Raw genomic sequence first — 21,256 nt, 5'->3', positions numbered from 1 at the left:
CATCGACCTCATGTCCGCACACGACCGCGCCGAACGACAGAGCCGGTACCGGCTCGCCGCGACGTCGCTGATGCGGGAGACGACCCTCGATGCGCTGCGGGAACTTCTCCTCGAACGTCCGTGGCCGACGATCACCATGACCGACGTCGCGGTCGCCGCCGGCATGAGCAGGCAGACGATCTACAAGGAGTTCCGCTCGCGGCGCGGCCTGGCGGAGGGATACGCCCTTCGGCTGACCGACAGCCTCGTCACCGTCATCGAGTCCGCGCTGTACGACAACCCCGACGACGTGACAACCGCTCTGCGACAAGGCTATGCGACGTTCTTCGCACTCAGCGGCGCCGATCCCCTGGTGTTGTCGCTGCACCAGGGGCAGGCGCCCGAGGATCTGCTGCGCCTGATCACCACGGACAGCGACATCATCATCCGGCCCGCGGCCGAGCGGCTCGCCGAGACGTTGCAGCGGTCGTGGGTGAACGCCTCCCCCGAAGACGCGGACATCATCGCGCACGCCATCGTCCGGCTTGCCTTGAGTTTCATAGCCAACCCGCCGGAAGACACCGCGACGGCATCGGCGAACACGGCCCGGCTCTTTGCCCCCTTCTTGCGGCTCCGCCACCCGTGAGTACTTATTAACCGCCCCACGTTAATAAGTACTCACGGGTGCGTCAGCGCAAAGGAGTGCCGACGTAGTTCTCCGCGATGAGGGTGCGACCGGCGGCGGAGCGGGTGACCATGTCGAGTTCGGCGACCTGCCGCTTGTGGCCGAAGCCGGTGTCGTCGGGGAGGCGGTGCAGCATCGAGGACATCCACCAGGAGAAGTGCTGGGTCCGCCACACGCGCGGGAGGACGCTGTCGGTGTAGCCCTCGAGCCCGGCGCGGCTGCGGGTGGCGAAGTACTCGGACATCGCCTCGGACAGGAAGTAGACGTCTGCGATGGCGAGGTTCATGCCCTTCGCGCCGGTGGGGGGCACGGTGTGGGCGGCGTCGCCGGCGAGGAAGAGGTTGCCGTGCTGCATGGGTTCGCACACGAAGCTGCGGAACTGGAGGATCGACTTCTGGAAGATCTTGCCGTCCTTGATCTCTGCGCCTTCGCCGTCGACGCGGGCGTGCAGTTCGGACCAGATGCGGTCGTCGGACCAGTTGTCGACGGAGTCATCGGGGTCGACCTGCAGGTAGTGCCGCTGGACGTCGGGGGTGCGGGTGCTGATGAGCGCGAAGCCTCGCGGGTGGTTGGCGTAGATCAGTTCCTCGGAGGACGGCGGAGCCTCGGCGAGGATGCCGAACCAGGCGAACGGGTACTGCCGGAAGTGGTCGGTGCGCACGGTGGTTTCGGGGATGAGGCCGCGGGTCGTGGTCCGCGAGCCGTCGCAGCCGGCGACGAGTGCGCACGTCAGGGTTTGCTCGTTGCCGTCGGCGTCGACGTACGTGATCTTCGGGTTGTCGGTGGTGTGGCCGTGCACCTGTACGTCGGAGACGCCGAAGCGGATGTCGCCGTCGTCTTCGAGACGCCGGGCGATGAGGTCCTTGAGGACCTCGTGCTGCGGGTAGACGGTGACGGCGCGGCCGCCCGTCAGTTCGTCGAAGTCGATGCGGTGGCCGCGGCCGCCGAAGCGCAGTTCGATGCCGTGGTGGGTGAGTCCTTCACGCTTGACGCGGTCGCCGAGTCCGGTGTCGACCATGAGGTCGACGGTGTTCTGCTCGAGCACACCGGCCCGGATGGTGCCCTCCACATCCTCGCGGGTGCGGCTTTCGAGCACGACGGAATCGATGCCCTTCAGGTGCAGGAGATGGGAGAGCATCAGTCCTGCGGGGCCCCCGCCGACGATCCCGACCTGTGTGTTCATGAGCAGACTCCTCGCGTAGTTCGTGACACCAGTCACTGTCCTTCGAAGAAACGGCCAGCAACACCCCCACTTTCACTGAGTGAAAGACGAGCTACGCGACGCCACGGGAAATGCCCCGCGCCGCCGCCCGCACGGCCGGGATCAGGGGCGCGGGATCCTTTTCCGCCGGAACCACGACGGAGACGGCGGCCACCACCTCCCCCGTCGACCGCGACACCGGCGCGGCCACGGCGAGCGTTCCGATGTTGAGGTGTTCGCGGCACGTGACCCACCCGGTCCGGCGGATGTCGTCGAGGGTGCTGCGCAGCCGATGTTCGGTGGTGATGGTCGACGGGGTGAAGCGTTCGAGGCCCGCCGCGAGGACCCCGTCGAGCAGGTCCTTGCCGCCGAACGCCAGCAGCACGAGACCGCCGCTCGACGCGTGCAGCGGCAGCCGGCCACCGGCCCTGCCGACGACGGTCACGGCCCCGCGCGCCGACAACCGCTCGATGTACAGCGCCTCGAGATCTTCCCGGACCACGAGCTGCACGTTCTCGCGTGTCGCCTCGTACAGGTCCTCGAGATACGGCAACGCCACCTGCCGCAGCCCGTGGGCGCGGGGCGCGAGCGCACCCAACTCCCACAGCCGCACCCCGATCTCGTAGTGCCCGTCGTCGATGCGTTCGAGCGCGCCGTTGGCGACGAGCTGACGGCACAGCCGGTGCACGGTGGGCAGCGGCAGCCCGGTGCGACGGCTCAGCTCCGACTGCGACAGCCGCGGACGTTCCGACGTGAACGACCCCAGCACCAGGAAGGCCCGTCCCAGCATGCTGCGGTCGTCTTCGGACATGCCGTCAGTATCCCGGTCACCACCAGCGGGTGGCCATGCCGACCTGCCGGTCCAGTTCGGGGGCGAGGCTCCGGACATACGTCGCCGAGAGGTGGTGCGAATCGTGGTAGACGAGGATGTTTCCCTGCACCGCACGGCAGATCGCCACGTCACAGACGGCGTCGGTGAGGTCGAGCGGATGCACCGACGGCAGGTCGCGGGCCGCCTCGACCGTCGGGTTGTCCGGGGCCAGCACGTCGTCGCGGGGCAGTCCGCAACTGTCGGCGTCGCCGCCGTCGGCCAGGCAGTCGACCGCCGAGTACGGGACGCCGTCGTGGTGCAGCCACGGGGTGTCGCGGATGCCGAGGAACGGGAGCCCGAAATCGGCGAGCCGCTCCCACAGGCCCACGTAGTCGGTGGGGGTGACGTCGCCGGCCCCCTCCTCGTTGGGACGCGAGGACGTCGAGAACACCCAGTCCGGCCGGTGGTCACGCAGCCGGTCCAGGACGTCGCGGGACCAGTCGCCGCAGTCGGGATACGGCTCGCCGGCGAGCAGCGGGACGTCCGCGACGGTCAGCGGGCACCCCATCTTCAGATACGTCTCGACACGGATGCCGCGCTGCTGCCCGATGCGGTCGAGCGCGGGCATCCAGTGCTCGGCGTGGGAACTGCCCACCACGGCGATCGTCCGATCGGCGGTGACGTCGCCGTACACGCAGGTCACGACGTCGCGGGTGCTCAGATCGGAGATACAGCCGTCGACGGTCGGCGGCGGAAGATCTCCCGGCGCCTCGAGCAGGGTGGGCCGCATGTCGGTGCGCGGCGCGAACGCGCCATCGGTCAGCGACGCCGCGCCCGGGTACAGCCACGGGTCCAGCTCGCCGACCCGCGCGGTGGTCTCCGGGTTGCGGACCAGATACACGTTCCAGCCGGACGCCGCGCCGACCACGGCAACGCCGAGGATCGCGATCAGCGCGGTGAGCGCCCGACCCGGACGGGCCGACCCCGTCTGGAAGCGCGCTTCGATCAGCCGCTGGGTGAGCCACGCCAGCACCAGCGACACGAGGATCACCGCGAGTCCGCCGAGCGCTCCGACCGCGGGCCGCTCCCGCCACGTGAGGTAGAAGATGAGGATCGGCCAGTGCCACAGGTACAGCGAATAGGCCAGGCCACCGAGTTCGACGAACGGCCGGGACGCCAGCATCCTCACGACCCCCGGCTGGTCGGACCGGCCGGTTCCGGCGAGGATCAGCGCGACCGCAGCGCCCACCGGGATCAGGGCCGCCGGTCCGGGGAACAGCGCGGCGCCGTCGACGAGGAATCCGCACCCGAGCACGACGGCGAACCCCGACACCGCGAGAGCCACCCGCCACCCGCGGGGCAGGTCGACCCGGTGCACGACGAGCGCGAGCAGTGCGCCCGCGAGCAACTCCCACAGTCGCGCGAACGTGTCGAAGTACGCCCACGACTGGCGGTCCTGCGACAGCGTCGCGGCGTAGCCGAACGACACCAGGAACCCCGCACCGAGGATGCCGCCGAGCAGGGGACGCACGAGACCGGTCCGGCGCCGGCACGTCCAGGCCACTCCCGCGACCACCGCGAGCGCGAGCACGTAGAACTGCCCCTGCACGGACATCGACCACAGGTGCTGCAGCGGACTGACGGACGCGTCGGCGGCGGCGTAGTCGGATGCGGTCCGGGCCAGTTGCCAGTTCTGCACATACAGCAGCGACGCGAGGAGTTGATCGGCGATCCCGGACCACTGTGTGAAGGGCCGCTGCACGACAGTGACGACGGCCGTCGCGGCCGTCACCACCACCAGTGCGGGCAGCAGCCGCCGGGCCGTGCGCCGCAGGACGGCCGGGATCGACGGACCGGAGTTCGCACCCACTCGGCGCACGAGCATGCCGGTGAAGAAGAAGCCGGAGAGCACCAGGAAGATGTCGACGCCGCCGGACACCCGCCCGAACCACACGTGATAGACGACGACCAGGGCGATCGCGATGCCGCGCAGTCCGTCGAGGTCGTACCGGTAGCCGCCGGCCGTCGACGGTGACGCGGCGGCGCGCGGACGGCTGGTAGCCACCTGGTGGTTGGTTCTCACAGTCCGTCCTGGCTCATCGACTCGGTACCCGGTCGATTATCCACACGGGGTTTACCAAGCCTTGACCAACCGGCGGTGATTTTGGGCGCACGCCCAGGTCGGCGGACCGCCCACATGTGGAGTGGCCATGTTTGACAGGCAACTATGGCGCGCCACACAATGAGTGCGCCTACAGAACTAGGGTTCGCATCGCGAACACCCTGCGGAGATCACCGAATGTCGAGGACATCATGACCACTTCCCAACGAAGCGCCGCCCGCGCCTCCACCGCCCTCTGGGTCGCGCCCCTCTGCTGGGTGGCCGTGCTGCTCGACGGGTTCGACCTGGTCGTCCTCGGTGCCGTCATCCCCTCGCTCCGCGAGTACAGCGACTGGAATCTGTCGACGGGCGCGATCACGTTCATCTCGACGTTCGGCCTGGTCGGCATGACCATCGGCGCGCTCGTCATCGGCACGCTCACCGACGTCATCGGACGCAGGCGCGCCCTGCTGTACGCGGTGGCGGCGTTCTCGATCCTCACTCTCCTCTGCGCGGTCGCGCCTAACCCGTTCCTGTTCGGACTGTTCCGCTTCCTCGCCGGTGTCGGCCTCGGCGGCGCGCTGCCGACCGCGCTCGCCCTCGTCAACGAATTCTCGAAGAAGCAGGGCGGCGGATCCGCGTCGACGCTGCTGATGACCGGATACCACGTGGGTGCCGTCGCGACGGCGGCGCTGGCGATCGTCCTGATCGAACCGTTCGGCTGGCGTTCGATGTTCGTCGTCGGCGCCCTTCCCGCGGTGGTCCTGATCCCGCTGATGCTCCGCCACCTCCCCGAGTCCCCCTCGTACCTGCTGTCGCACGGCAAGCGCGCCGAGGCGGAGGCCATCGCGAAGCAGTACGGCCTGGAACTGGAAGCGGCCCCCGCCGCCGACGCTCCCGTCGCGGCGTCGGCGAACCCGGTGCGCGCCCTGTTCTCGCGGCCGTTCCTGCGCAACAGCATCGCCATCTGGGTCACCTCGTTCATGGGACTTCTGCTCGTCTATGGCCTCAACACGTGGCTGCCGACGATCATGCGCGAGGCGGGTTACGACCTCGGCGCGTCGCTGACGTTCCTGCTGATCCTCAACGCCGGCGCGGTGGTCGGACTGCTGATCGCGGGCGGCGTCGCCAACAAGATCGGTCCGCGCACCGCGGCCATCATCTGGTTCGCGGGCGCCGCGGTGTTCCTCGCCCTGCTCAGCGTCAAGGTGTCGTTCGGCATCTACGCCCTGGTGTTCCTCGCAGGCTGCTTCGTGTTCAGCGCACAGGTTCTCGTCTACGCGTTCACGAGCGCCAACCACCCGCCGCAGATCCGCGCGACGGCCCTCGGCTGGTCGGCGGGTGTCGGCCGGGTGGGCGCGATCTGCGGCCCCATCCTCGGCGGCGTCCTGCTCGGCGCCGGCTACGCGGTCCCGTGGGGGTTCTACGCCTTCGCCCTGGTCGGGCTGCTCGGAGCGATCGCCATCTCGTCCACCCGGACGGTGCACTGAACTCCTGACAGCGGTCCGATGAGTTTCGGGCGCAGGCGCGGTCTATATCGGCGAGGATGAACCGACGAGGACCCGCGAGAGGAATGCGCCATGAAACCCATCACCCCCTGTCTCTGGTTCGACACTCGAGGCGAAGAGGCCGCGAAGTTCTACACCTCCTTGTTTCCCAACTCGCGAATCACGGAGGTCACCCACTACGGTCCGAACACTCCCGGCCCGGAGGGACAGGTGCTGACCGTGTCCTTCGAGATCAACGGACAACCGTTCATCGCACTCAACGGCGGCCCGCAGTTCACGTTCGACGAGGCCATCTCCTTCGAGATCCTGTGTGCCGACCAGGACGAAGTGGACCGGTACTGGGACGCCTTCACCGACGGCGGCGAGGAGAGCCAATGCGGTTGGGTCAAGGACCGTTTCGGCGTGTCCTGGCAGGTGGTCCCGGAGCGGCTGTACGAACTCATGCGCGACCCGGACGACGCGAAGGTGCAGCGTGCCATGCAGGCGATGCTGAAGATGCGCAAACTCGACGTCGCCGAACTCGAGAAGGCAGCCGAGCAGGCGTGACGCCTGCCGACGGGAGGTGGACGCATGACCGAAGACGGCAAGACCCACATCAACGGGGTGCACACGGTGGCGGTTCCCGTGACCGATCAGGATCGGTCGCTCGAATTTTATGTGGGCACACTCGGTTTCGAGCGTCGCATGGATGCGGAGTTCAGCCCCGGTCAGCGGTGGGTGGAGGTGGCGCCGCCGGGTTCGGCCACGTCGATCGCGCTCGTGCCAACCCGTGACGGTGTCCCGGTGGGCGTCGAGACCGGCATCCGGCTCACCACCTCGGACGCCGACGCCGACCATGCCACCCTGTCGGCGAGCGGCATCGACGTGGATGCGGAGGTCCTGCGGATGGGCGACTACGTGCCGCCCATGTTCTACTTCCGCGATCCGGACGGCAACAAACTCGTCATCGTCGAAGTGGGGTGAGCGGCATCCCCGCCGACAGGGTCAGCACCTGATCGGCGCGTTCCGCGTCGCCGGAGTCGTGCGTGGCCGTCACGACGATCGCACCCCGCGCGGCCTCTTCGCCGACGACGTCGCCGATCACCGCGCGGGCGTGCGCGTCGAGTCCGGTGGTCGGCTCGTCGAGGAGCAGCAGGTCGCCGCGTTGCACGAGTGCCTGCGCGAGCAGGGCGCGTTGACGCTGCCCGCCCGAGAGCGCGCCGATCGGCCGCGCGCCGAGATCCGCGAGACCCAGCCTGGACAGTGCCGCATCCACGGCGTCGCGGTCGCCGGGGGTGAGCCGCCGCCACACTCCGCGCCGTTGCCAGGCGCCCATCGCCACCACCTCACGCACGGTCAGCGGTAGCTGTTCGCTCACCGCATGTCGTTGCGGCACATACGCCGTGCGCAGCCCGTCCGTGCCGTCGATCCGCCCCGACGTGACACGCGCGATGCCGGCGAGGCACTGCAGGAGCGTCGACTTCCCCGAACCGTTGTGCCCCACCACAGCCGTGACGGTGCCCGGTGTGAGGCACACACTCACACCGTTCAACGCCGGGGTCGAACCGTATCGGACCGCGATTTCGCTTACGACAATCATTATCGTTAGATTAGCAGAGTGGAATGGCTACTCGACCCCCTGACGGTGTCCTTCGTCCAGCGCGCCCTGCTCGCGGGCATGCTGGTGTCCGTCCTCTGCGGACTCGTCGGCACGTGGGTCGTGTTGCGGGGCATGGCCTTCATGAGCGAGGCCATCTCGCACGGCATGCTGCCCGGCGTGGCAGTCGCCTATCTCGCGGGCGCCAATCTCCTCGTCGGCGCGGCCGCCAGCGCGGTCGTCATGATTCTCGGCGTCGCGTGGGTGTCGAAGAACTCGCGACTGTCCGAGGACACCGGGATCGGCCTGCTGTTCGTCGGCATGCTCGCACTGGGTGTCGTGATCGTCTCGCGCGCACGATCGTTCGCGGTCGATCTCACCGCCTTCCTCTTCGGTGACGTCCTGTCCGCGACGCGCGGCGACCTGATCTGGCTCGCCGCGGCGGCCGCGGTAGCCGGGATCGTCTCGGTGATCGCGTACCGCCCGTTCGTCGCCCTCGTCTTCGACGAACGCAAGGCCCACACCCTGGGGCTGCGGCCCCGGTGGGCGCACCTCGCCCTGCTCGCGCTGGTGGTCCTCGCCGTGGTCGCGTCGTTCCGCATCGTCGGCACCCTGCTCGTGTTCGGACTTCTCGTCGCTCCGTCGGCCACCGCGGCGCTGTTCGGCAGGTCGATCGGCGCCACGATGGCCATTGCCGTACTGCTCGGCTGGTCCGCGACGCTCACAGGACTGATCGTGTCGTGGAACGCCGACACCGCCGCGGGCGCGACGATCACCGGGCTCGCCGTTCTCCAATTCTTCGTCGCCGCCGTCATCCGGTCGGCATCGCGACGACTCCGACCTGCCGTGTCACCCACTCCGATACCCGTTCGATAGATGGAGCCCCGAATGCCGAACACGACCCTCGCCCGCGCAGCGATTGCCGCGGTCGCCGCGCTGACCGTCGGCGCCTGCGCGTCCCCACCGGAGGAGGCGGCCTCCCCCGGCGGCCGGACCCAGCCGGGTAGCGACCTCGCCGCCGAGGCGGGATCCACCGAGGTGGAGGGGCCGGAACCCCGGCTCGTCGTGTCGGACGCCGACTCCGGCCGCGTGACCGTCCTCGACCTCGCGACCGCCGAGACCCTCCATTCGTTCGAGTACGACAACCCGGCACAGGTGACGACGGTCAAGGACCGCTACGCGTTCGCCGTCGACGGCACCGGCGGCGCCGTGCACGTCGTGGACGCCGGCACCTGGACCATCGACCACGGGGACCACACCCACTCGTACACCAAGGACCCGGTCGAACTCGGCGTTCTCGAGGGCGACGGCCCCGGGCGCGTGATCGAGGGCGACGACAAGGTCGCGACGTTCTTCGACGGCGACGGCGTCGCCCGCGTGATCGACTTCGCCGCCCTCCGCAAGGACAGCATCGACGTCGACACGGTCGTGCGGGCCGACGCCCCGCACCACGGGGTCGCCCTGCCGATCGCCGACGGATTCGTGGTCTCGCACTCGGCCGCGACCGGAACCGGCACGCTCGAACTCCACACCACAGACGGTGCGGTCCCGCAGCGCTTCGACACCGCCTGCCCGAACCTGAACGGCGCGGCCGTATCCGACACGCATGTGCTGGGCGCGTGCGAGGACGGACTGTTCCTCGCGACCGCCGGCGACGGCACCTGGACGTCGGAGAAGGTTGCGTACCCGGCGGGCATCGGCGCCGCCACCCGTCCCACCGCGCTCCGCGGACACGACGGCCTGCCGCTTCACGTCGCCACCGCGGGACCCGCCGCCACCAACGACGGGCTGCTGGTCTTCGATGCGCGCACCCGCGGGTGGACGCACGTCCGGACCCCGGACCGGGCGCTGGATGTCGCGCTCGCGGGCGACGGACGCTCGGTGTTCGCCGTCCTCGCCGACGGCACCTTCCGCGTGTACGACGTGCAGTCCGGCGCGGAGACCGCGTCGTCCCGCGTCCTGGCACACCCTCACGACCCGAGCCATGCATCCTCGACCCCACCGGTGATCGTCGTCGGTGGCACCCGCGCGTACGTGTCGGATCCCGCGTCGAAGTCGGTGGCCGAGATCGACTTCCGGGACAATGCCCGGGTCGCGCGAATCCTCGACGTCGGCGTCTCGGCGTCCACCCTCGGCGTGGTCGGGCTGTGACGAGGATGCGGCGCCTGCTGCCGCTGGCCCTCCTGACCGCACTCGCGGCGCTGCCGGTGACCGCGTGCGCCCCGGGCTCGTCCGACGGGCCCGTCGTCGTGGTGACCACCAACATTCTGGGTGACATGGTGCAGAACGTCGTCGGCGACCGGGCCGACGTGACGGTGCTGATGCCGAGGGGCGCCGATCCCCATTCGTTCGAGATCTCCGCCTCGGACGCCGCGCGGGTGGAACGCGCCGACCTCCTCGTATCGAACGGGCTCGGCCTCGAGGAAGGAATCGGCAAGACCGTCGACACCGCGCGCGCGGAGGGAGTCCCGATCCTGCAGATCGGTGAGGCCGTGCGACCGATCGAATATCGCTCCGGAAAGTCCTCGGGCACCATGGATCCGCACGTCTGGACCGATCCGGACCGCATGCGGGACGCGGTCGCCCTGATCCGCGACGCGGTGATCGAACACGTGCCGGACATCGACGCGGATGCTGTCCGCACGAACGCGGACGGCTACGCCCGGAGACTCGCGGAACTCACCGCCCGAATGACGGACAGGTTCGCGACCGTCCCGCCCGATCGACGCAAACTGGTGACCAACCATCACGTGTTCGGCTATCTGGCACAGCGTTTCGGCTTCGACACGATCGGGGCGGTGATTCCCAGCGGTACCACCCTGGCGTCGCCCAGCGCGTCGGATCTGTCGGACCTGGCCGCGACCGTCACGGCGGCGAGGGTGCCCGCGATCTTCGTCGACTCCTCCCAGCCCGATCGACTCGCACAGGTGCTGGCGTCGGAAGCACGCGTTCCGGTGGACGTGGTCTCGCTGTTCACGGAATCACTGGGTGAACCCGGCTCGGGGGCCGGCACGTACATCGAGATGATGGATTCCAATTCCCTGGCGATCGCGCAGGGGTTGTCGTAGTCGATGCATCGCCACATGCACACTTACGACTTTGACAACCGTTTGCAAAAAGGGTTACTTCTCCTGGGTGACCCTTATGCGTAGACCCCGACCCACCGCCGTTGCCGCCGTGGCACTCTCGGCGGCACTTCTCACGTCCTGCTCCACCGACTCCGGCACCGCCGAAGCGACCACCACCGACGCGGCCACGCCACGACTGACACTGAGCTACGACGGCGGGGTGCTCGTCCTCGACACGCAGAGCCTCGACGTGGTCGGCTCGGCCGAGGTGGACGGCTTCACCCGGCTCAACCCCGCGGGCGACGACCGGCACGTGCTGATCAGCACCGGCAACAGCTTCACCGCCCTCGACACCGGAACCTGGACCGACGGCGGCAGCCACTACACCACCGCACCCGCACTCACCGACGTCGCGTTCGAGGCGAAGACGCCCGGGCACGTGGTCCGGCACGACGGCAAGACCGTGCTGTTCGACGACGGCACCGGACTGGTGCGCGTGTTCGACCCGGCCGCACTCTCCCAGGGCACCCCGGACACCACCGAGTTCACGACCCCGGAAGCGCATCACGGTGTGGCCGTGGAACTCTCCGACGGCAGCCTGCTCACCACCGTGGGCAACGAGGACGAGCGCACCGGCATCGTCGTACTCGACCGCGACCGCAAGGAGATCGCGCGCAACGAGGACTGCCCCGGCGTGCACGGGGAGGCCGTTGCCGCCGACGAGACGGTGGTCGTGGGATGCCAGAACGGCCTGCTGATCTACCGGGACGGCGTCATCACCAAGGTGACGAGCCCCGACCCCTACGGGCGCATCGGCAACCAGGCCGGCGACGAGAACTCCCCGATCCTGCTGGGCGACTACAAGACCGACCCGGACGCCGAACTCGAACGCCCCGAACGGGTCTCCCTCACCGACACCGCCACGGGACAGCTCACCCTCGTCGACCTGGGCACCAGCTACACGTTCCGGTCGCTCGGGCGCGCCCCGCACGGTGAGGCCCTCGTCCTCGGCACCGACGGCGCCCTGCACGTGATCGACCCGAACACCAAGGCCGTGAGCCGCACCGTCGACATCCTCGAGCCGTGGACCGAGCCGGACCAGTGGCAGTCGCCGCGTCCCGCGCTGTACGTGCAGGACCACACGGCCTACGTGACCGATCCCGCGAACAAGAAGATCCACACGATCGACCTCGACACCTGGTCAGTGTCCGGACACGCCGATCTGCCGGAGACCCCGAACGAGATCACCGGTGTGACGGGCTGAGTCGGGTCGTCAGTCCTGGGATTCGAGCGGTCCCAGTTCCGCGTCGAGCGCCTCCTGCACCACGGCCATCGCCGACAGACCGGCGGGGGCCCCGCAGTAGGCGCTCGCGTGGATCACCGCTTCGACGATCTCGGTGCGGGTCAGACCGTTGCGCAGTGCACCCCGCACGTGGCCCTTCAGCTCACCGTGCGCCCGTAGCGCGATGAGCATGCCGAGGTTGAGGAGACTGCGGCTGCGTCGGTCCAGCCCGGGCCGATTCCACACGGCGTCCCACACGTGCTCGGTGACGAATTCCTGCAATTGCTCGCTGTCGGTCCCCGCGGTCCGGGTGAGCGCCCGCTCGACGAAGTCGGGACCCATCACCTCACGCCGCACCGTCAGACCCGCCTCGACGGCCGGGCTCCGCTTGCCGGGTTCTTCACTGGTCATGGGTTCACTCCTGCTCACGGCGTCGACGTGGTCAGGAGACACTCTACGAGTCGACTCGATCGGTGTGGATGACCGAGGTGACGCCGCGGGCCGAATACGCGTGCGGGAGGTGCTCAAGCCCGCCCTCGTAGCGCAGTCTGCGCGGGAGCAGTCCGTCGGCCGGGTTGACGACGACGCGGGTCCGCGAGCGGGCGACCCACGACCGCCGGCGTCCGGGCCGCGACACGGGCGCGGTCGTGTCGCCCACCCTGACCACGTGCGGCGTGCCGCCGAACCGGATCCGCGCATAGCCGAGCGCGACCGCCAGGGCGTCGTGCACCCCGGCCGCCGTCGCAAGACCGCGCTTCCCGGTGCTCGGCCCGTGCCCGGGGAGATCCGCGACGACGACGTTCACGCCGTTCTCCGCCAACTCCACGGCGAGCGGAGTGAGATACCGCGCATGGAGCCCGGGCGGCGCGGGCAGCACCACAGTGGTCCCGCCACCCCGCCGGGCCGCGTGGACCTCGGCGTGCACGGCTCCGGTGGCCGCGGGAATCTGGACGTGTTCGAGCCCGCGGCCGTCGACTCCGACGAATTCGGACGCCGGCTCCAGCGCGGCCTCGCAGGCGATGCGGCGTTCCAGGGCATCCTCTCTGCGCAACAGGGGTTTCCCCTGCAGCAGGATCATGACGGCCGCCGACTCCCGGGCAGTCAGCGTCGGCGCCCAGCCGGTCGCCTCGGTGAGGCGCGTCGAATCGACGACGGTCTCCCCCGCGGTTACCCACTGGCCGGAGAACGCGGTGAGTCCGAGTCGAAACGCGACGTTCGCCGCCACGACCGCCGGCCGCTCGGGCACGTCGAACATCCGCTGCCCCTGCATCGCCGCGAGCTCGCGGACACCCACCCAGTCCCGCGGTCCGAGGTTGAACGGGCCCACCAGATCCTGCTTCACGGCGCGATGGAACGCATCCGCCATGTCCCGCTGGTGCAGGAATTGGTACGCGGCGTCGTCGGCCCGCGGAAAGGCCCCGACCGGGCCGGTGAGCTGTTCGATGCCGTCGTTGGAGAAGTCCGGCCCGATGATGTAGGTGGGACGCAGCATCGAGATCGCCATCTCCCCCGGATGGCGGCGCAGCCACCACTCGGCGTAATGCTCGACCTCGGCCTTGTCGTGGAAATAGTATCGGTCGGGATCGCCTGCGGGATAGACGTCCTCGTTCACCGGCTTCGGGCGCAACTCCGGACCGTACGCGTTGATGCTCGACGCGATCACGACGCGCAGCACGCCGGCCCGGTAGGCGGAATCGATGACGTTGCGCGAACCCCTCAGGTTGATGTCGTGGGTCGCCGCCTTGTCCCGGATCTCCTCCACCACGAACGCCAGGTGGACCACGGCCTCGCAGCCGCGGAACACCTCCTCGATGCCCGGGTCGCGGATGTCCATCCGGACGAACTCGAGTTTCGGATGTTCGATCGGCAGTTCCCGCCTGCCGAGACCGATCACGGTGTCGATATCCGGATCGTCCAGCAGCACGGGCAGGATCGCGGCGCCGAAATCGCTCGTCGCCCCGGTGACCGCCACCTTCATCAGGCCGCGGCTTCCGTGACGGTCTCGGAGATCACGTCCACCGCCCGCCGCAACTGGGCGTCGGTGTGGGTGGCCATGACGCACAGCCGGAGCATCGCACCCGACCGCGGAACGGCGGGATAGAGTGCCGCGCTGGTGAACACACCCTTGTCGAACAGGGTCCGCCAGAGGTTCATCGCCTCGAGGTCGTCGCCGACGTGGACGGACACGATGGGCGTCACCGTCTCACCGCCGCCGGGCAGCGGCGACAGCGCACCCACGTCGAGTCCGTTGTCCGCCAGACCGGACCGCAGGACGGCGGCGTTGTCCAGTGCGCGTCGTGCGCGTTGTTCCCCCTCCTCGCTGCGGATCAGTCGCACCGCGGCGAGGGACGCTCCCACCGCGGCGGGAACACCGGACGTCGTGAACAGGAAAGCACGGGCATTCACCCGCAGCGAGTCGAGGAGATCGTGGGACCCAGCGATGAATCCTCCTGTGGAGCTGGGACTCTTGGACAGCGACGCCATCCGGATGTCGGTGTCGCCGTCGATACCGAGGAGTTCGGCGGCGCCGGTCCTCTTCTCACCGAAGATGCCGAGACTGTGCGCCTCGTCCACCATCAGGGCCGCACCGTACCGGTCACAGAGTGCGGAGACGGCGCCGAGTGGCGCGAGATCGCCCTCCATCGAATACAACCCGTCGACGATCACCAGCACCGCGCCGTCCCCGTCTGCCGTGTCCGCGAGGATGCTCTCCAGGTCGGCGACGTCGTTGTGACGGAACTTGCGGATCGTGGCACCGGACAGAGCACAACCGTCCCGGATCGACGCGTGCGCAGCGGAGTCGACGGCGACGACGTCGCCCTTCCCTACGACGGCACTGATGGTGCCCAGATTCGTCTGATAGCCGGTGGTGAAGACCATCGCGTCCTCGGTGCCGTGCCATTCGGCGATCTCCGACTCGAGGTCGAGATGCAGGTCCATGGTGCCGTTCAGGAGCCGGCTTCCGGTGATCGCGCCGCCGAACGTGTCGAGGGCGTCCTGCGCTCCCTGACGAATGGCGGGGTGATCGGCGAGACCGAGATAGTTGTTGGAACCGAGCATGATCCGGTCGGCGCCCTCCACCTGGACGACGGGTGCGGTGGCGGACTCCATCACCCGGAAGTAGGGACTCACGTCGGACTCACGAACTGCGCGGAGTAGATCCACCCGGTCGTCGCCACCCAGCCTCTGGATCAATCTGTTCACAGGCATCGATACCAACTCCTCGCGGTGTGCATGATCGGGATTACTCCGTTGATTCGGAGCGGTGGCCGATGCGGTTTGGTGGCGCCGACCAAACCGCCACCACACCTCGCTCCGAATGTGCCTATGGATATCCCTGGAAATCCAGAATTTCCGCGAACACATTCGAGGAGTGTCATGACCGCATTGATGGCCCGCGAACACGCAGCGCTGCAGTCCTACCTGCCCGATCTCGCCGCCTATCTGGACGAGACGCCACTGCTCACGCTGGAAGGTAGAGGCAGCGGCGCAATCGGGCGCTTCCGGGACGCAGGCGGCACCGCTCTGACCATCCCGAAGGAATCCGGTGGGCTGGGCGCCTCCGCGCTGGATTCCGTGCGCGTCCAGCGGGCCATCGGCAGCAGGTCGCCCTCGCTCGGCGCCGCCACCACGATGCATCATCTGTCGCTCGCCACGCTCAACGAGTTCGCGCAGGAGGCCACGGACGACGACCGCGCGTTGATCAAGAGCCTCGTCGAACAACGCGCCGTCGTCGCCTCCGGCTTCTCCGAGGGCGTCACCGGGGGCAGTGTGTTCATTCCCACCATGACCGCCAGGAAGAAGGGCTCGAGCTACATCGTCAACGGCAGCAAGAAGCCGTGCAGCCTGTCGGGGTCGATGGACCTGCTCACCGCGAGCGTCGAGGTCGACACCGGTGCGAGGGCGATCGCGCTGATCCCGGCCAACACACCGGGGATCACGGTGCGGCCGTTCTGGGAGAGCTGGATTCTTGCCGGTGCCGAAAGCGACGAGGTACACCTCGAGGACGTCGAGATACCGGCCGACCTCGTCCTCCTCAACGGTGCCGACGACCCGGACGGGCAACACGAGATGACCGGATATCTGTGGTTCGGGATGCTCGTCACCGCCAACTACCTGGGTGCGGCGAGCGCGCTGCTCGAACGACTGCTGGCCGCAGGCAAGGACGACTACGAGGGTTATGTGCGCGCCGCCGCCGATATCGAGAACGCCATGGGCGCCGTCGAGAACATCGCCCGCGCGGTGGACGAGGGCGAACGCGGGCAGGACATCTCGGTGCGTCTCCTCTTCTCGCGCATCGCGATTCGCGACGCGCTGGTCCGCGCGTCCTCGGCGGCCGTCGAATCGCTCGGCGGGATCGCGTTCATCAAGTCCTCCGACATCGGTTACCTCACCGCCGCCGTGCACGCGTTCGCCTTCCATCCGCCGTCGCGGCGGTCGGTCTCCGAATCGCTCGCCAAGTTCCACGCCGGCGACGAGTTCGCCTTCGTCTGAGCGTGCCGCGGTCCGGGCTGTCGGTGATCGGGGCTATAAAGGTCTGCGAACCACCGACCGCCGGACCAGGAGCTGTGATGCCCACCGAACACGACGTTCGCGCGATGATGCTGGCATTGCCGGAGGCGCACGAGGTGGTGATCGCGAACTGGGGCGACCAACCGACGTTCCGGGTGCGCAAGAAAATGTTCGGCCTCATCGGGTACGGCGCGCCCACCGTCTGCCTCAAGGCGACGAAGGAAACGCAGGCCGCGCTGCTGCAGGAGGATCCCGACGTGTTCCTGGTCGCACCGTTCTTCGGACGGTGGGGCTGGATCGACGTCGTCCTCGACCGCGTCGACTCCGAAGAACTGGCCGAACTCGTCGAGGAGGCGTGGCGTCTCACCGCCCCGAAACGGGTCGTGGCGGCGTACGACGCGGGGCGGCAGACCTGACAGGAACGCCCTCGTGAGTCTCAGGACATGATGGCCGTGGTCACGTCGCTGACCACGGCCCGCGTGTGCCGCTGGCAGACCAGCCACGTCGTCATCGCCAGCGGTAACTCGGTCAACGGGTGCCAGGGCCACCCCGGCATCTGTTTCTGCGCCGTGTACCGACTCACCAGGACGGCGTCCGCTTTCGCCGCGGCCGCACCGGCGAGCGCGTGCTCGACGAACTGCGCGAATTGCCAGTACGGCCGGATACCGGCCTCCACCGCCGCGCTCATCAACCCGTCCTGCTGGGTGGGGACCTGGTCGCGGCTGTGGACGAGCACCCGCAGCCCGTCGAGGTCCCGCAGCGAACAGGACGCCGCCGACGCCAGGGCGTGACCGGGGCGCACGGCGAGACCGAACGGTTCTTCGCGGAGCTTCCACGAGGAGCAATCGCTGGGCGGCGCCTGGTGCACCATGCACAGGTCGAGCCGCCCTTCACGAAGCATGCGCAGTTGGTTCGTGCTGTTCGCCTCGACGAGTTGCAGCGCGCACCCCGGCACCTCCTCGTCGAGCCGGCCGACCAGGTTCACGAGCCATTCGCTGGAGGTGCCGGGCGGGACGCCGATGGTGACGACTTCCCGGATCTTGGTCGCACCCGACACCACCTCCTGCGTCGAAGCCTCGAGCGCCAGCAGCTGCCGCGCGTGCTGAAGAAGGGCATCGCCCGCGGCGGTCGGGGTGGCTCCGCGTGCCGTTCTGTCGAACAGGGACTGCCCCAGCTCCCGTTCCAGCGCCTGCACCTGCCGGCTGAGCGACGGTTGCGAGATCCGCAACCGGTCGGCGGCGCGGTTGAATGATCCTTCCTCCGCTATAGCCAGGAAGTAATGAAGATGGCGAAACTCCACGGTCGGTTACCTCCACTACCGTCGTTCGACCAGAATACGACACCGGTTATGCCTTCAGGGCATAAGCGATGTGCTCAACAGGGCTTGGACAAGCGCTGTGATGGCGGTCTCTAATGGAATGCAGTCGAGGACGAACCGCCCTCCGAAGCCCCACTCACCCGTAGGAGACCGATGAAGCTCGGGATCTATTCCGCATGCCTGCCGTCCCTGTCCCCGGCCGAAGCGATCGACGCGGCGGCCGGGGCGGGCTATGCGGGTATCGAATGGCGCGTCGCACACGACATCGGCAACTCCGGCACCCCGCACTTCCTCACCAACAACCGCTGCACCGTCGCTCCCGAGCCTCGCGCGGTCTCCGACATCTGCACGCGAACCCGGGCCGCAGAGTTGGAGGTGGTCGCACTCAGCCCGTACGTCGAGTGCGGTGACGTCGCCGGCGTCGAGGACATGATGCGGATCGCCCGGGACAATGCGGTTCCGAGCATTCGGCTACGCGCGCCGTGGATGGACGACAGCGGTTTCCACCGGCTGTTCGCCGAAGCACGGGAGTTCTTCGACCACGTCGCGACCCTGGCCGCGCGGTACGACGTGCAGGCGCTGCTCGAGATCCATCAGCGTTCCCTCTGCCCCAGCGTCTCACTCGCCCATCAGCTCATCGGCCACCTGTCACCCGACCGGGTGGGAGTGATCTACGACGTCGGGAATCTGGTGGTGGAAGGGTACGAAGACCACCGCATGGCCCTGCAGATTCTCGGTGACCACCTCGCCCACGTCCACGTCAAGAACGCCCAGTACGTCAGGCCGGCCGGAGGCGGGGTGTGGACCCACCGGTGGTCACCCATGGACGACGGCGTCGCCGACATCCCCCGGGTTCTCGGCCTGCTCGCCGAGGCCGGCTACCGCGGGTGGGTCTCCGTCGAAGATTTCAGCGACTCCCGGCCCGTTCACGACCGGCTGCACTTCAACGCCCGGTTCCTGCGGCAACACGCAGACTTCGAAACCCCTCTGACGCAACGACTCTGAACCCACCCATCGCATATCGACAGGACCACCATGAACGAGCTTCACCGTTTCCCACTCTCCGTCGTGACGGGAGGAGCAGGCGCCCTCGGCTCGGCGATCAGCCGCCGATTCGCCCGGGACGGAGACACCGTCATCCTCCTCGACAACAACGCGGAGGCCGTGCAGACGGTCGCCGGGCAACTGTCCGAGGAGACCGGTGCGCAGGTCCACGGCTGGGTGGTCGACATCTCCGACGACGAATCGATCCGCCTCGCCGTCAAGCGAATCGACGAAGAGTTCGGCCGGCTGGACCGCCTGGTCAACAACGCGGCCGTCAACCCGCGGGCACGACTCGGAGACGTCGACCACACCGAATGGGACACCGCGATGGCGGTGAACCTCCGCGGTCCGATGTCGCTGTGCCGCTCCGCCATCCCGATCTGGACGCGCACCGGAACCGGGCGCGTCGTCAACATCACCTCACGCACCTGGTTGAGCGGCGGGCCCACCGCCTACGTCACGTCCAAAGCCGGCGTCGTCGGTCTCACCCGCTCGCTCGCAGTCGAACTCGGACCGCTCGGCGTGACCGCCAATGCCGTCGCTCCCAGCATGGTCGTCACACCGTTCACGAAGGGCGGGCGCACGGACGAGGAGTTCGCTCTCTTCGTCGAGAAGCACACCAGGATGTCGCCGCTGGGCCGCCTCGCGACAGCAGACGACATCGTCGACGCCGTCGAATTCCTCGCCTCCGACAAGGCCCGGTTCGTCTCGGGCGAAGTCCTGCACGTCTGCGGGGGAGCCCAACTCGCTGCCGCGCCGTGACCGGCCCCGTCACCACACCGTCGCCTCACCCACCGCCGGGTGACACAGCCAAAGGACCACTCCCGATGCCCACCCCTGAACGTCCCCTCGTCGCGGAACCGACACCGCACCCCAGCAAGAAGATGGCCCGCAGAGCCGCACTGGGAAGTTTCCTCGGCAGCGTCGTCGAGTACTACGACTTCTTCGTCTACGGCACCGCCGCCGCCCTGGTGTTCGGCAAGATCTTCTTCCCCAACAGCGATTCCGCCGCAGGCACGCTCGCGTCGCTCGCGACGTTCGGGGCCGCGTACATCGCACGGCCCGTCGGCGCCCTGCTGTTCGGGCACGCCGGCGACCGGATCGGCCGCAAGAACGTGCTGCTCTTCACGCTGCTCCTGATGGGCGCGTCGACGTTCGCCATCGGACTGCTGCCCACCCATGCGACCATCGGCGCCGCCGCCCCGGCTCTCCTCGTCGTGTGCCGACTGCTGCAGGGAATCTCCGCAGGCGGCGAGCAGGTCGGGGCCAGCCTGCTCACCATGGAACACTCCCCCGAGAAGAGCCGCGGCTTCTACACGAGTTGGCTCCTGAACGGAGCCGCCACCGGTTCGATCCTGGCCACGTTGATCTTCATTCCGGTGGGAGCGCTCCCGGAGGAGCAATTGCTGACCTGGGGATGGCGGATCCCGTTCCTGCTCAGCTTCATCATGGTGTTCATCACCCTGCTCGTGCGGCGCGGAGTGGACGAGTCTCCCGAATTCGTCGAGGCCGAAAAGGAAGACGCTGTAGCCGAATTCCCGGTGACGACCCTCCTGCGCACTCAGCTCCGCGCGACCGTGATCGTCTTCGTCGCCGCATTCAACACGGTCATCTCGACGATCGTCATCGTCTTCGGCCTGTCCTACGCGACGCAGGAACACGGCGTCGATCGCTCCACGATGCTCTCGGCGATCGCGGCGAGCCAGGTGGTTGCCCTGTTCTTCCATCCGCTGTTCGGTTTCATCGCGGACCGCATCGGCCGGAAAGTGGTGTATGCCAGCGGCTGCCTGCTCTGCGCAGTCGGTGTCTACGGATTCCTCGGTGCGATCGCCACCGGCAGCACCGTTCTCATCGTCATCGCGACGGTGGCGCTCAAGGGCGTCGTGTATTCCGCCCCGAACGCGCTGTGGCCGTCGTTCTTCGCCGAGATGTTCACCCCGAACGTGCGATACACCGGCGTCGCGGTGTCCACCCAGTTGAGCTTCCTGCTGACCGGATTCGCACCCACCATCTGCTATGCCCTGATCGGCGGCGACGACAACTGGGTGCTGGCCGCCACGGCGATCGCCGGCATCTGCCTCCTCGCCGCGGCGGCGGCGAAGATCTCCACCAAGGCTCCGGTGCACACCCCGCAGGTGCCGGCGACCACCTGATCGATCGTCGGTTGCGCT

The 21,256-nt window shown here is 68.4% G+C and carries 20 protein-coding genes and 1 pseudogene; 13 read left to right on the top strand and 8 right to left on the bottom strand.

The genetic code is table 11. The annotated features are described in order from the left end of the window. Positions 1-10 precede the first annotated feature (10 nt). Positions 11-636 (top strand): annotated as a pseudogene (locus BLV94_RS34050) (TetR/AcrR family transcriptional regulator). A 32-nt stretch (positions 637-668) separates the two neighbouring features. On the opposite strand, the gene BLV94_RS34045 reads toward BLV94_RS34050, so the two are convergent. The 3 genes from BLV94_RS34045 to BLV94_RS34035 all read right to left on the bottom strand — a co-directional run bounded on the left by BLV94_RS34045 (position 669) and on the right by BLV94_RS34035 (position 4,759). Then, positions 669-1,847 (bottom strand): 4-hydroxybenzoate 3-monooxygenase, encoded by a 1,179-nt coding sequence (locus tag BLV94_RS34045; RefSeq protein ID WP_072948020.1) that lies wholly within the window; start codon positions 1,845-1,847, stop codon positions 669-671. Between the two features lie 91 nt (positions 1,848-1,938). Then, the gene (locus tag BLV94_RS34040) at positions 1,939-2,676 is read right to left on the bottom strand and encodes an IclR family transcriptional regulator (protein WP_072948017.1); all 738 of its coding nucleotides are present in this window, start codon (positions 2,674-2,676) and stop codon (positions 1,939-1,941) included. Between the two features lie 16 nt (positions 2,677-2,692). Beyond that, positions 2,693-4,759 carry an acyltransferase family protein gene (locus BLV94_RS34035; RefSeq protein WP_072948014.1) on the bottom strand — a complete coding sequence of 689 codons (2,067 nt, stop codon included), beginning with the start codon at positions 4,757-4,759 and terminating at the stop codon, positions 2,693-2,695. Positions 4,760-4,989: 230 nt separating this feature from the next. Between BLV94_RS34035 and BLV94_RS34030 the strand changes: the two genes are divergently transcribed. The 3 genes from BLV94_RS34030 to BLV94_RS34020 all read left to right on the top strand — a co-directional run bounded on the left by BLV94_RS34030 (position 4,990) and on the right by BLV94_RS34020 (position 7,248). Then, a complete protein-coding gene (locus BLV94_RS34030; RefSeq protein ID WP_072948011.1) occupies positions 4,990-6,267 on the top strand; it encodes an MFS transporter in 1,278 nt (425 codons plus the stop codon). A gap of 90 nt (positions 6,268-6,357) precedes the next feature. After that, positions 6,358-6,831 (top strand): VOC family protein, encoded by a 474-nt coding sequence (locus BLV94_RS34025; protein ID WP_072948009.1) that lies wholly within the window; start codon positions 6,358-6,360, stop codon positions 6,829-6,831. Positions 6,832-6,855: 24 nt separating this feature from the next. Further along, entirely contained in the window at positions 6,856-7,248 is a 393-nt protein-coding gene (locus tag BLV94_RS34020; protein ID WP_072948007.1) for a VOC family protein, read from the top strand. Here BLV94_RS34020 and aztA read toward each other — a convergent pair. Beyond that, positions 7,229-7,864: a zinc ABC transporter ATP-binding protein AztA gene (gene aztA / locus BLV94_RS34015; RefSeq protein WP_072948004.1), complete on the bottom strand. Its 636-nt coding sequence runs from the start codon at positions 7,862-7,864 to the stop codon at positions 7,229-7,231. The two genes, BLV94_RS34020 and aztA, sit on opposite strands and share 20 nt — an antisense overlap. 18 nt (positions 7,865-7,882) lie before the next feature. On the opposite strand from aztA, the gene aztB reads away from it, so the two are divergent. The 4 genes from aztB (at position 7,883) to aztD (ending at position 12,193) form a co-directional block, all read left to right on the top strand. Continuing rightward, the gene (gene aztB, locus BLV94_RS34010; protein ID WP_072948002.1) at positions 7,883-8,737 is read left to right on the top strand and encodes a zinc ABC transporter permease AztB; all 855 of its coding nucleotides are present in this window, start codon (positions 7,883-7,885) and stop codon (positions 8,735-8,737) included. 12 nt (positions 8,738-8,749) lie between these two features. Continuing rightward, on the top strand, positions 8,750-10,012 hold the full coding sequence (locus BLV94_RS34005; RefSeq protein WP_072947999.1) for an ABC transporter: 1,263 nt from the start codon (positions 8,750-8,752) through the stop codon (positions 10,010-10,012). Between the two features lie 5 nt (positions 10,013-10,017). Further along, positions 10,018-10,929 carry a zinc ABC transporter substrate-binding protein AztC gene (gene aztC / locus BLV94_RS34000; RefSeq protein ID WP_072947997.1) on the top strand — a complete coding sequence of 304 codons (912 nt, stop codon included), beginning with the start codon at positions 10,018-10,020 and terminating at the stop codon, positions 10,927-10,929. Between the two features lie 76 nt (positions 10,930-11,005). Beyond that, on the top strand, positions 11,006-12,193 hold the full coding sequence (gene aztD / locus BLV94_RS33995) for a zinc metallochaperone AztD (RefSeq protein ID WP_072947995.1): 1,188 nt from the start codon (positions 11,006-11,008) through the stop codon (positions 12,191-12,193). 9 nt (positions 12,194-12,202) lie between these two features. Here the strand turns inward: aztD and BLV94_RS33990 are convergent, their stop codons facing one another. The 3 genes from BLV94_RS33990 to BLV94_RS33980 are packed head-to-tail and all read right to left on the bottom strand — an operon-like array spanning position 12,203 to position 15,421. After that, positions 12,203-12,622 (bottom strand): carboxymuconolactone decarboxylase family protein, encoded by a 420-nt coding sequence (locus BLV94_RS33990; protein ID WP_072947993.1) that lies wholly within the window; start codon positions 12,620-12,622, stop codon positions 12,203-12,205. 43 nt (positions 12,623-12,665) lie between these two features. Further along, entirely contained in the window at positions 12,666-14,189 is a 1,524-nt protein-coding gene (locus tag BLV94_RS33985; RefSeq protein ID WP_072947991.1) for an NAD-dependent epimerase/dehydratase family protein, read from the bottom strand. After that, a complete protein-coding gene (locus BLV94_RS33980) occupies positions 14,189-15,421 on the bottom strand; it encodes an aminotransferase class I/II-fold pyridoxal phosphate-dependent enzyme (protein ID WP_083395766.1) in 1,233 nt (410 codons plus the stop codon). Before BLV94_RS33980 ends, BLV94_RS33985 begins: the two co-directional genes overlap by 1 nt. Positions 15,422-15,589: 168 nt before the next feature. Here BLV94_RS33980 and BLV94_RS33975 point away from each other — a divergent pair, with 168 nt between their 5' ends. Beyond that, complete coding sequence (locus BLV94_RS33975) at positions 15,590-16,705, top strand: acyl-CoA dehydrogenase family protein (protein WP_072947989.1); 1,116 nt, start codon at positions 15,590-15,592, stop codon at positions 16,703-16,705. A 77-nt stretch (positions 16,706-16,782) separates the two neighbouring features. Beyond that, positions 16,783-17,139, top strand: coding sequence for an MmcQ/YjbR family DNA-binding protein (locus tag BLV94_RS33970; RefSeq protein ID WP_072947986.1), 357 nt, complete (start codon positions 16,783-16,785; stop codon positions 17,137-17,139). Between the two features lie 20 nt (positions 17,140-17,159). Here BLV94_RS33970 and BLV94_RS33965 read toward each other — a convergent pair whose 3' ends face one another. Then, positions 17,160-18,023: a LysR family transcriptional regulator gene (locus BLV94_RS33965; protein WP_072947984.1), complete on the bottom strand. Its 864-nt coding sequence runs from the start codon at positions 18,021-18,023 to the stop codon at positions 17,160-17,162. A gap of 171 nt (positions 18,024-18,194) precedes the next feature. Here BLV94_RS33965 and BLV94_RS33960 point away from each other — a divergent pair, with 171 nt between their 5' ends. The 3 genes from BLV94_RS33960 (at position 18,195) to BLV94_RS33950 (ending at position 21,238) form a co-directional block, all read left to right on the top strand. Next, positions 18,195-19,046, top strand: a complete 852-nt coding sequence (locus BLV94_RS33960) for a sugar phosphate isomerase/epimerase family protein (RefSeq protein WP_072947981.1) — start codon at positions 18,195-18,197, stop codon at positions 19,044-19,046. 30 nt (positions 19,047-19,076) lie between these two features. Further along, a complete protein-coding gene (locus BLV94_RS33955) occupies positions 19,077-19,847 on the top strand; it encodes an SDR family NAD(P)-dependent oxidoreductase (protein ID WP_072947978.1) in 771 nt (256 codons plus the stop codon). Positions 19,848-19,912: 65 nt separating this feature from the next. Further along, positions 19,913-21,238: an MFS transporter gene (locus BLV94_RS33950; protein ID WP_072947975.1), complete on the top strand. Its 1,326-nt coding sequence runs from the start codon at positions 19,913-19,915 to the stop codon at positions 21,236-21,238. Positions 21,239-21,256 lie beyond the last annotated feature (18 nt).

The sequence above is a fragment of the Rhodococcus koreensis genome (assembly GCF_900105905.1).
Classification (GTDB): Bacteria; Actinomycetota; Actinomycetes; order Mycobacteriales; family Mycobacteriaceae; genus Rhodococcus_F; species Rhodococcus_F koreensis.
The sequence above is the reverse complement of the archived record's forward strand: the minus strand, read 5'-3'. Positions and strand labels throughout refer to the sequence as shown.

Excerpts from the sequence above, each read along its gene's own strand:
- BLV94_RS34045 (WP_072948020.1), bottom strand. The coding sequence starts at position 1,847 with ATGAACACACAGGTCGGGATCGTCGGCGGGGGCCCCGCAGGACTGATG.
- BLV94_RS34040 (WP_072948017.1), bottom strand. The coding sequence starts at position 2,676 with ATGTCCGAAGACGACCGCAGCATGCTGGGACGGGCCTTCCTGGTGCTG.
- BLV94_RS34030 (WP_072948011.1), top strand. The coding sequence starts at position 4,990 with ATGACCACTTCCCAACGAAGCGCCGCCCGCGCCTCCACCGCCCTCTGG.
- BLV94_RS34025 (WP_072948009.1), top strand. The coding sequence starts at position 6,358 with ATGAAACCCATCACCCCCTGTCTCTGGTTCGACACTCGAGGCGAAGAG.
- BLV94_RS34020 (WP_072948007.1), top strand. The coding sequence starts at position 6,856 with ATGACCGAAGACGGCAAGACCCACATCAACGGGGTGCACACGGTGGCG.
- aztA (WP_072948004.1), bottom strand. The coding sequence starts at position 7,864 with ATGATTGTCGTAAGCGAAATCGCGGTCCGATACGGTTCGACCCCGGCG.
- BLV94_RS34005 (WP_072947999.1), top strand. The coding sequence starts at position 8,750 with ATGCCGAACACGACCCTCGCCCGCGCAGCGATTGCCGCGGTCGCCGCG.
- aztC (WP_072947997.1), top strand. The coding sequence starts at position 10,018 with ATGCGGCGCCTGCTGCCGCTGGCCCTCCTGACCGCACTCGCGGCGCTG.
- aztD (WP_072947995.1), top strand. The coding sequence starts at position 11,006 with ATGCGTAGACCCCGACCCACCGCCGTTGCCGCCGTGGCACTCTCGGCG.
- BLV94_RS33990 (WP_072947993.1), bottom strand. The coding sequence starts at position 12,622 with ATGACCAGTGAAGAACCCGGCAAGCGGAGCCCGGCCGTCGAGGCGGGT.
- BLV94_RS33985 (WP_072947991.1), bottom strand. The coding sequence starts at position 14,189 with ATGAAGGTGGCGGTCACCGGGGCGACGAGCGATTTCGGCGCCGCGATC.
- BLV94_RS33980 (WP_083395766.1), bottom strand. The coding sequence starts at position 15,421 with ATGCCTGTGAACAGATTGATCCAGAGGCTGGGTGGCGACGACCGGGTG.
- BLV94_RS33975 (WP_072947989.1), top strand. The coding sequence starts at position 15,590 with ATGACCGCATTGATGGCCCGCGAACACGCAGCGCTGCAGTCCTACCTG.
- BLV94_RS33970 (WP_072947986.1), top strand. The coding sequence starts at position 16,783 with ATGCCCACCGAACACGACGTTCGCGCGATGATGCTGGCATTGCCGGAG.
- BLV94_RS33960 (WP_072947981.1), top strand. The coding sequence starts at position 18,195 with ATGAAGCTCGGGATCTATTCCGCATGCCTGCCGTCCCTGTCCCCGGCC.
- BLV94_RS33955 (WP_072947978.1), top strand. The coding sequence starts at position 19,077 with ATGAACGAGCTTCACCGTTTCCCACTCTCCGTCGTGACGGGAGGAGCA.
- BLV94_RS33950 (WP_072947975.1), top strand. The coding sequence starts at position 19,913 with ATGCCCACCCCTGAACGTCCCCTCGTCGCGGAACCGACACCGCACCCC.